Source organism: Thauera sp. AutoDN2, from assembly GCF_051280715.1.
Classification (GTDB): Bacteria; Pseudomonadota; Gammaproteobacteria; order Burkholderiales; family Rhodocyclaceae; genus Thauera.
On record NZ_JBNCAR010000059.1, the window covers coordinates 1 to 8,000 of the forward strand.

Genomic DNA, 8,000 nt, shown 5'->3' on the forward strand with positions numbered 1-8,000 from the left:
TTGAAGGCGCACGCGCGGGAGAGACCGTGCAGTTCAACGGCCGGAACATCACGGTAGAAAGTGTCGAGTAGATCGACCCCAATTTTCTGCCTGGCTCCTTCTCAATCCGAGGCGAGCCCTCCCGCGAGACAGCTAGCTCAGGCCGGGGTTGCATCCCGGCCTGACGGAATCCAGCGCGCTCGTCATTCTCGACTAAGACGTGAGGCCTGGTACTCAGCGGCGCTGATGAACTGACCGAATGATTCGCACCAGATAACGACCGTGGTGTAGTCGCGAACATCGGTGTCGGTCGGCACATCCACGAGGAAGCCGTTGAACGTCTTCACGTCGCCCACGCGGCGCGATACGTCTTTGACCCGGAGGAAAGCCTCCTCCGTGTCGACGAAGCGTGGGACGAGATAGAGCTTGTAGTCGGGGCCTGGGGCCAGGCGCCCAAAGTGCGCAATGTGATTGCGCGACACGCGCACCTCGCCCTCGCCCCAGTGGAGCCGATTGCTGCCTTTGAGATCTCGCACGAAGCGCCCTGCGTAGAGCGTTTCAGCAGCGACACGATCAAGTGCCTTTGCGTCCGGCGCTCCCGGTGCGGTCAGGATAGGCAGGGCATAGATGCCGGCGCCAAAACCTAGCGCGAGCACCGCCAGGTGGGTGGTGGCCAGAACGAGCCATCGCCGCATTGACTAGGCCTGCTCCAGCGCCTTCACGAGCTGACCCACATCCAGGCGGAAGTCCGAGAGGATAATGCGTCCACCCGCGTCGATGACCGTGAACCAGGGCGTGCCACGGGTTCGGTAGTCCTGCATGAACGTGGGAAGCGTCGAGCCGGCCGGGGGCTCGTCATGACCAAATGCGACAGGAAGTTCGTACTCGAGCTGGTTCGGTCGCAGTCTCTCGAAGGTGTTCTCGTGCGCTCCCTCAAATACGGTTTGGATCACCGCGAAGCCGACGCCCTGGTCGCTCAAGACCGCGTGCAGCGCTTGGAGCGTCGGGAACCCATGAGAATGGCAGCCACCGCACCAGTCCTGGAATGCGAACAGGATCTTTGGTCCTGCGCCCAGATCCGACAGCTTGAGAGGCGCGATCTTCTCTCCGTTGGCGCCAATCCACCGCTGCACGCGAAGCTCAGGTGCCTGTCGTTCGGACACGTTCATTAGATTCTCCACCCCTGATGTAGATGCCTGGTAAATGTCCCGAGCGAGCAGTCCCAGCCGATCGTTCGAAGGCCCCTGCGGTTTGTCTTCCGAACGCTTGATCCGCCAGCTCGGCACTCAAGCCGAGGCTTGCTCGGGATTCGTAAGAACCGCACCTGAGACTATGAAGGTAAGCCTGAAGTATTTGAAATAGCTTTGCGACATAGGCTCCATGCTTGGTTGGCGCAAGGCGATGGCGCAGATTGGCCAACGGCGCACCATAAAGGAATCCAGCTTTGCACCACGCGGCATTGCCCTAGCTACCACGGCGTGGCGGACCGTCAGGGGCTGTGCGGCAGTAGCGGTATTCGCCCGGGCCATACCGCCAAAGGAAAGGACGCTCTCGGCTGTTAACACGCTGTCCGGGGTTGGCCATAAATTCCTGCCTGGGCTATCGCAGATATAGCTCGTCGCTATTGGGCAATGGTGTCGGCCGGATGCTACCGTTTCCAGGTGATGCGCGTGCCTCGCCGCGTCGGGGGATGGTAGCTACTGATGTTTGGCATCCGCTATTCTGGCCTTCACCCGGTTGCCCGTCCGGCAGCGAACTGTGCGAAGGGAATGCGCAGTGGTTCGTGATGAAACCGGTTCCTTTCTGTCGTGACACGTAAGGAGGTTCGCCATGGTCACCAGAGGATTCACTGGCCGCGGTTCGGGCAGCAACCAAGCGGATCGGGTTCCGCCTGGGCAGCATCTCGAGGAAGGCTTTCCGGTCCTGTCAGCCGGACCCACGCCGCTCGTTGACACTGCCGATTGGAAATTCACCGTCAAGATCGGCCCGAAGCCCGCCAAGGTGTGGAACTGGAGCCAGTTCAACGCCCTGCCGAAGACCAAGGTGACTCGCGATATTCACTGTGTCACGTCCTGGTCCAAGCTCGATACCGTGTGGGAAGGCGTGCTGATCGACGACATTCTTGCGGACGCCGGCCTTGAGCGGCCCACGGACTTCGTACTGGCGCACTGCTACGACGGGTACTCGACAAATGTTCCGTTGGCGGATCTGCTTTCCGGAAAGGCGATGGTCGCGCTCAGCTACGCCGGGAAGCCGCTTCCACGCGACCATGGGGGGCCTGCGCGGCTTCTGGTGCCACACCTTTACTTCTGGAAGTCAGCCAAGTGGGTGAATGCGCTGCAGTTCACCACGCGTGACGAGGCCGGTTTTTGGGAGCTGCGTGGCTATCACATCTACGGCGATCCGTGGCGCGAGCAACGCTACAAAAATGACTGACTACGGAGACCAGCGCGTATCGTGGCAGTCCTGCGTGATCGTCGGGATCGTGCAGCGAACGCCGACCATCAAGAGCTTCTTCCTTCGGCTGAGCAGATCGTTTGTGCACATCGCAGGGCAGCACGTCGACGTCAAGCTGACCGCACCCGATGGCTACAGCGCAATGCGGAGCTACTCGATCGCGTCAGCTGCAAACGCAAGCTCGATCATAGAAATCGCTATTGAGCTGTTGCCCGATGGTGAGGTGTCGTCCTTCTTCCACGACGTCGCAGCCGTCGGAGACGAAATAGAGCTTCGTGGTCCGCTGGGAGGCCATTTCCTGTGGCCAGAGCCTGCCGCAGACGCCGTGCTGCTGATCGGGGCAGGATCTGGCCTCGTGCCGTTGATGGCGATGATTCGTCAGCGCCACGCACTTGCGCAAACGGTGCCGACAGCGTTGCTCCTCTCCGCGCGAACCGCAAAGGACGTTCTCTTCTCGGAAGAGCTTCATTCGATCGAATCCAGCGATCCGGCCTTCCTCATGGCATTGGCAATCACGCGGGAGCGGCCGGCTCGCGGCTCGGACTATGGGCGACGGGTCGACGGCGCCATGGTCCAGGAGATCCTGACTCGGCTTGACCGAATGCCTACACACGTATTCGTCTGTGGATCCAACGGCTTCGTCAATATCGCGACGGATGCGGTTCTGCTGGCAGGCGTGGATGCCTCCAGTGTCCGAACCGAGCGTTACGGCGGCTAGTGGGAGGGATCAAATTCAGGCCCTCTGGATCGGGATGTTCAGCCCAGGATTCAGTCTGAAAAGTTCTTGCTGATGGCAGAGGCAGCTTTCGGTTCCGTTTTGAAGAGGCTCAAACAGATTCTGCGGTGCGGGCAAACAGGGCTCAGCTAAACAATCCCTGGACCCGTTGTACGCGCGTTAGCGCTTCGTAGGTATTCAGTGGCACCTGATACATCCATACCCCTCCGCAAGTTCAAGAAGGTAGGAGACCCACATGACTCGTTTTGCCGGACCTGTTTACGTAGCCGCTGGCCTTCGAACCCCTTTCGGACGAGGTGGAGGCCCGTTGTCGGCCTATGACGCCGTGTCCCTGTCGGTCCCTGTTGTAAAGGCGATGGCGGCCCAGGCGGAGCCAGATCTGCTCGTCTGGGGAACCGTGATTCCCAACATGGGCTGGAGCAACATCGCCCGCGAGACCTGGCTTGACGCCAAGCTCAGTCCGACGGTACCGGCGTTCTCAGTCGTCCTGGCCTGCTCTACCAGCATGACGGCCACCTTCGCGGCGGCGGGGATGCTGGGCGGGGGGACGGAGCTCACGATGGTCGGCGGGTCCGAAGTCATGAGCCGCCCTCAAATCGCCCTGACGGCAGATGCATCAAAGCGGCTCACGGATCTGTTTGCGCGCGATCCCGCGGCTGCACTTGGCGCCCTCCAGGCCCTTACCCCACGCGACTATCTGCTGCCCACCAAGGGCTGGGCCAACCGGATCACCGGCCGGACCATGGGCGACCATATGGAGGAGACGGCCAAGGCTTGGCAGGTCACACGCGAGGCGCAGGACGACTGGGCGCTCAAGAGTCACCAGCGCGCCGTGGCGGGATGGGAGCGTGGCTTCTTCGACGATCTCGTGATCCCGCTGCCGGAGCTGGCGCGCGATGCGAATCCCCGGGCTGATACGTCGCCCGAACGGCTTGCCGCACTCAAGCCGGTCTTTGATCGCGACAGCGGAAAGGGGAGCCTGACGGCGGGCAATAGCTCCCCGATCACCGATGGCGCTGCCGGCTGCTGGGTCGCCACCAAGGCCGGACTGGCCCGACTCCCCACGGGCACGCCCTACGCGCGGCTCGTGGACTACGAGGTGTCTGCGGTGGATTTCCATACCGAAGGTCTGCTCATGGCGCCGGCGTATGGGATCCCTCGCCTGCTCGCCCGGAATCGACTGAGCTTCGCCGACATCGGGCTCTGGGAGATCCACGAGGCCTTCGCGTCCCAGGTCCTGGCGAACGTGGCGGCTATTTCCGACCCGGAGTGGGTGCGCACAAAGGCCGGCGTCCAGGCGGCTATGGGCGATTTCAATTGGGACCGTGTCAATCCCAACGGAGGCTCGGTCGCCATTGGGCATCCGTTTGGCGCGACCGGCGCGCGTGACCTGAGCCAGGCGGTGAAGGAGCTCTGGGCCATGCCTCCTGGCTCGCGAGCGATCGTCAGCATTTGCGCCGACGGCGGTCAGGGCACGGTTGCACTCCTCGAGCGCCCATGGATGGGAGATCAGTAAATCGACCGCGCAAGCATGCTGACGACCGCCGACGTGCTGGCGGATAGCCCAAAGTGGTCCAACGGCTGAGGTGACATGCGAACGACCCGCTAGCGGCATCCCGGAGTGACTTTGGGTCTGCGAGCTGTGAGATGCCGTACGACGACTCCACGGCAGGTCTATGACTAACCCCCGGGTCTGGGCGCGACAGGCCCTGCCTCCACTATCGACTAAGGGATACGTACCGTGAAACCAGACGTTCTCGTGTACACCAAGAGCTGGTGCCCGTACTGCCGACGGGCCATGGAGCTGCTTAAGGAGAAAGGCGTGCAATGGAAATCGATCGATATCGGGTCGGATCCAACCCGCCGGCAGGCCATGGTCGAAGCATCGGGCCGAGGCACCGTGCCGCAGATCTTCATCAACGGCACTCATGTCGGTGGCTGCGACGACCTATTTGATCTTGATGCCGCGGGCGGACTTGACGAGCTCCTCGCGCGGCCGCCACCTCAAGACTGAGCAACTGCAGTCCGGGCCAAGCAGTTCGCAAAGACCGTTTCGGCTGTCCGCAGTGATGGGATAGTCCAAGGGGATGGGATGTCTGCCAGGAAGGCACGACTGCAATGGGCTTGGCCCCTGCCTCTCGGCTGGAGGGCTGCCCCCGGTTTACTCTGCTACAGCTGCCACGAGTTCCTAGGTCCTGTTCACATATAACGATATGAAATCACCGCACAAACGATCCGCACGAATGCCATGTAGCTGCAAGCGAGCTTGTCGTAGCGTGTGGCGATCCGACGGTAATGCTTGATGCGGTTGAAGAAGCGCTCGATCAGATTTCGCGCGCGGTACGCGCAGCGGTCGTACTGCCTGGGCGCGATACGGTTGGAGCGAGGCGGGATGACTGCTTGCGCGCCGGATGCCTCGATACTCATGACCAAGGCGTTGGCATCGTATCCTTTGTCGGCAACCAAGCTGGCGCATGGCATATCGGCTATCAAATCGTGCGCACACTCGATGTCGGCGACCTGTCCTGCGCTCAGAATCATGCGCAGCGGTTTGCCCAAGGCATCGACGGCAAAGTGCAGCTTGGTCGTCAGGCCTCCACGCGAGCGCCCCAGCGCCTGCGGCCCTACTTTTTTTGGGCGCCTGAGGCGTGCTGGTGGGCGCGAACGATGGTTGAGTCGATGAACACCCGCGCCAGATCGCGTTCGCCGGCCAGTGCGAGGGCGACCCGATCCCAGACGCCTGCATCGCGCCAGCGCGCAAAGCGCACATACGTCGAATGCCAGTTGCCGAACTCGGGCGGAAGGTCGCGCCACGGACTGCCTGTGCGTGCCAACCAAATGACCGCCTCAACGAACAGTCGGTTGTCTTTGGCCGAACGCCCTCTATCGCCGGGCTTGCCGGGTAGAAGCCCTTCGATTGTCTGCCACTGTTCATCTGTCAGTACCATCCGAAGCATCCTGATCTCCGCCCAAAGATCAGGATGTAAACACAAATCATCAAATGTGAACAGCCCCTAGAAGCAATGTGCGTTCTGACGATCAACACGAGTGAGCTGAGATGGAGCACACCGAGTTCGATGCCGCCTTCAAAGCGATGCGGGAGGGATACGCCGAGGGCGCGTACGAAGGCCGCCGTTTCGGCGTGACCGTTAAGCGATCCGAGGATGGTCGTCGCAACAGCCTCTTTGCAAGGGAGTTGGCGGGGACAGACATTGTCAGCTTCAATCTCTATCGGGTTGCGTCAGATCAGACGTCACTCAAGCCCTGCGAAATGTCCACCCAAAAGGTCGTGGCATTCGTGCTGGGGTTTCGTCCTGACCCCTGACGGGCGATAGGACGCCCAGGCCACGGGTCCGCATGAAGATGCCAGCGCACCACGGCGCCGCGTGCCGCCAAGGGTATAGAAGGCATAGACGTTGGTTATTGGACTTCGGACGGATATGAACCCATCGTCTAAACGTTGCCGTCGCTGGGCGGAGCGTCGCGTTCTGCCCCTGCAAGCCATAGTTCAGAAGGAATAAGCGATGACGCACAGGCGTCCTGCCGCCGGTCCGAGAAATGATCTGCGCAAAGCCACGCGTCGAATTGCACCGAGGTATGAACTGTGACCATCGCAAAGGCTGGCTTTGGCGGGGGATGCCATTGGTGCACCGAAGGCGTGTTCCAATCGTTGCGCGGCGTCAGTCAGGTTGACCAAGGATTTGTCCAATCAGACGCGCCGGCAGATACCTGGGCAGAGGGCGTAGTCGTCACCTTTGATCCGACAGTAATTCAGTTGGAAACGCTTTGCGAGGTGCACCTCAGAACGCACTCCGCGACGAGGGCGCGCTCCCCTCGAGGCAAGTACCGCAGCGCGATCTACCTCTTTGACGATCATCAGCGGCTTGAGGCCGAGCGAGCTATTGCCAGTTTCGCCGACCAGTCAGGCAAGCCCGTGCATACCCTCGTGATTCCGTTCAGAAGCTTCAAGGCGTCGGACGAGCGTTTCCAGAACTACTATCGAACCGATCCGAGCAGACCCTTCTGCCGCCTCTACATCGACCCCAAGCTGGATCTCATCCGACAACACTTTTCGGAGCTGGCACTCCCTGGAGCGACCGCGCCGCAGGCCATTGAAGGTGGCGATGGCGCGTAGGTCCAAAGCGGGTATTTGGTTCCCGACAGGCAACTAGCTCAAAGCGCAACCTAGGGAAGCAACATGATTGCTTCAAAAATCACCTCAGTTATTCCTCTTGCAATCGCACCTTCATCAAGCTGGAGACACTCATGAAAGCAGTCGGTTACAAGGTTCCGGGACCCATCGCCGAGAATGCCTCGCTGGTCGATATCGACTTGCCTCGGCCTGTCGCTGCGGGACACGACATCCTGGTTGAGGTGATGGCCGTCTCCGTCAACCCAGTTGACTACAAGGTTCGCGGCAGCTCACCGCCCGCGGATGGTGATTGGAAGGTGCTTGGATGGGATGCCGCCGGGATCGTGCGCGAGGTCGGCTCGGAAGTGACCCAGTTCAAGGCAGGCGACGAGGTCTATTACGCCGGATCGATCACGCGGAGCGGCACCAACGCGCAGTTCCATCTCGTCGACGCCCGGATCGTCGGTAAGAAGCCCACATCGTTGGACTGGGGGTCGTCTCAGAAAACGGAAAATAAAGCACGTTAAGCCGATTGCATTGGCCGCCGAATCGTAGTGGTAGGCGAGCCTCTTGCCACCGGCCGTGGTGTTGGTGAGCCGTCCCAGACGTAGTTGATGGTGTGGCTGTTGTCGGCGTACTTGGCCTGGGTACGACGGCCCAGCAGGTCGTAGGCGAAGGCGACGTTGTCGGCGGCCG

At 61.1% G+C, this 8,000-nt stretch carries 10 protein-coding genes; 7 read left to right on the forward strand and 3 right to left on the reverse strand.

What is annotated here, in order from left to right:
* Nucleotides 1–182 precede the first annotated feature (182 nt).
* Together ACPT9U_RS16930 and ACPT9U_RS16935 are read right to left on the reverse strand one after the other, a co-directional pair.
* Nucleotides 183–674 (reverse strand): DM13 domain-containing protein, encoded by a 492-nt coding sequence (locus tag ACPT9U_RS16930; protein WP_435751807.1) that lies wholly within the window; start codon nt 672–674, stop codon nt 183–185.
* Nucleotides 675–677: 3 nt separating this feature from the next.
* The gene (locus tag ACPT9U_RS16935; protein WP_435751808.1) at nt 678–1,148 is read right to left on the reverse strand and encodes a peroxiredoxin family protein; all 471 of its coding nucleotides are present in this window, start codon (nt 1,146–1,148) and stop codon (nt 678–680) included.
* 661 nt (nt 1,149–1,809) lie between these two features.
* On the opposite strand from ACPT9U_RS16935, the gene ACPT9U_RS16940 reads away from it, so the two are divergent.
* From ACPT9U_RS16940 to grxC, 4 genes are all read left to right on the forward strand, one after another.
* Nucleotides 1,810–2,415, forward strand: a complete 606-nt coding sequence (locus ACPT9U_RS16940) for a sulfite oxidase-like oxidoreductase (protein WP_435751809.1) — start codon at nt 1,810–1,812, stop codon at nt 2,413–2,415.
* A complete protein-coding gene (locus tag ACPT9U_RS16945; protein WP_435751810.1) occupies nt 2,408–3,154 on the forward strand; it encodes a ferredoxin reductase in 747 nt (248 codons plus the stop codon). Before ACPT9U_RS16940 ends, ACPT9U_RS16945 begins: the two co-directional genes overlap by 8 nt.
* A 253-nt stretch (nt 3,155–3,407) precedes the next feature.
* Nucleotides 3,408–4,688 carry a thiolase family protein gene (locus tag ACPT9U_RS16950; RefSeq protein ID WP_054662487.1) on the forward strand — a complete coding sequence of 427 codons (1,281 nt, stop codon included), beginning with the start codon at nt 3,408–3,410 and terminating at the stop codon, nt 4,686–4,688.
* A gap of 243 nt (nt 4,689–4,931) precedes the next feature.
* Entirely contained in the window at nt 4,932–5,186 is a 255-nt protein-coding gene (gene grxC / locus ACPT9U_RS16955) for a glutaredoxin 3 (protein WP_435751811.1), read from the forward strand.
* A 185-nt stretch (nt 5,187–5,371) separates the two neighbouring features.
* Here grxC and ACPT9U_RS16960 read toward each other — a convergent pair.
* A protein-coding gene (locus tag ACPT9U_RS16960) for an IS5 family transposase (RefSeq protein ID WP_277835668.1) occupies nt 5,372–6,129 on the reverse strand; the annotation gives its coding sequence in 2 pieces (ribosomal slippage) (nt 5,372–5,805 and nt 5,805–6,129; 759 coding nt in all).
* A gap of 101 nt (nt 6,130–6,230) precedes the next feature.
* On the opposite strand from ACPT9U_RS16960, the gene ACPT9U_RS16965 reads away from it, so the two are divergent.
* From ACPT9U_RS16965 to ACPT9U_RS16975, 3 genes are all read left to right on the forward strand, one after another.
* The gene (locus ACPT9U_RS16965) at nt 6,231–6,497 is read left to right on the forward strand and encodes a hypothetical protein (RefSeq protein WP_435751812.1); all 267 of its coding nucleotides are present in this window, start codon (nt 6,231–6,233) and stop codon (nt 6,495–6,497) included.
* A 279-nt stretch (nt 6,498–6,776) separates the two neighbouring features.
* A complete protein-coding gene (locus tag ACPT9U_RS16970) occupies nt 6,777–7,307 on the forward strand; it encodes a peptide-methionine (S)-S-oxide reductase (RefSeq protein ID WP_435751813.1) in 531 nt (176 codons plus the stop codon).
* A gap of 131 nt (nt 7,308–7,438) precedes the next feature.
* The gene (locus tag ACPT9U_RS16975) at nt 7,439–7,831 is read left to right on the forward strand and encodes an alcohol dehydrogenase catalytic domain-containing protein (protein WP_435751814.1); all 393 of its coding nucleotides are present in this window, start codon (nt 7,439–7,441) and stop codon (nt 7,829–7,831) included.
* The last annotated feature ends 169 nt before the right edge of the window (nt 7,832–8,000 follow it).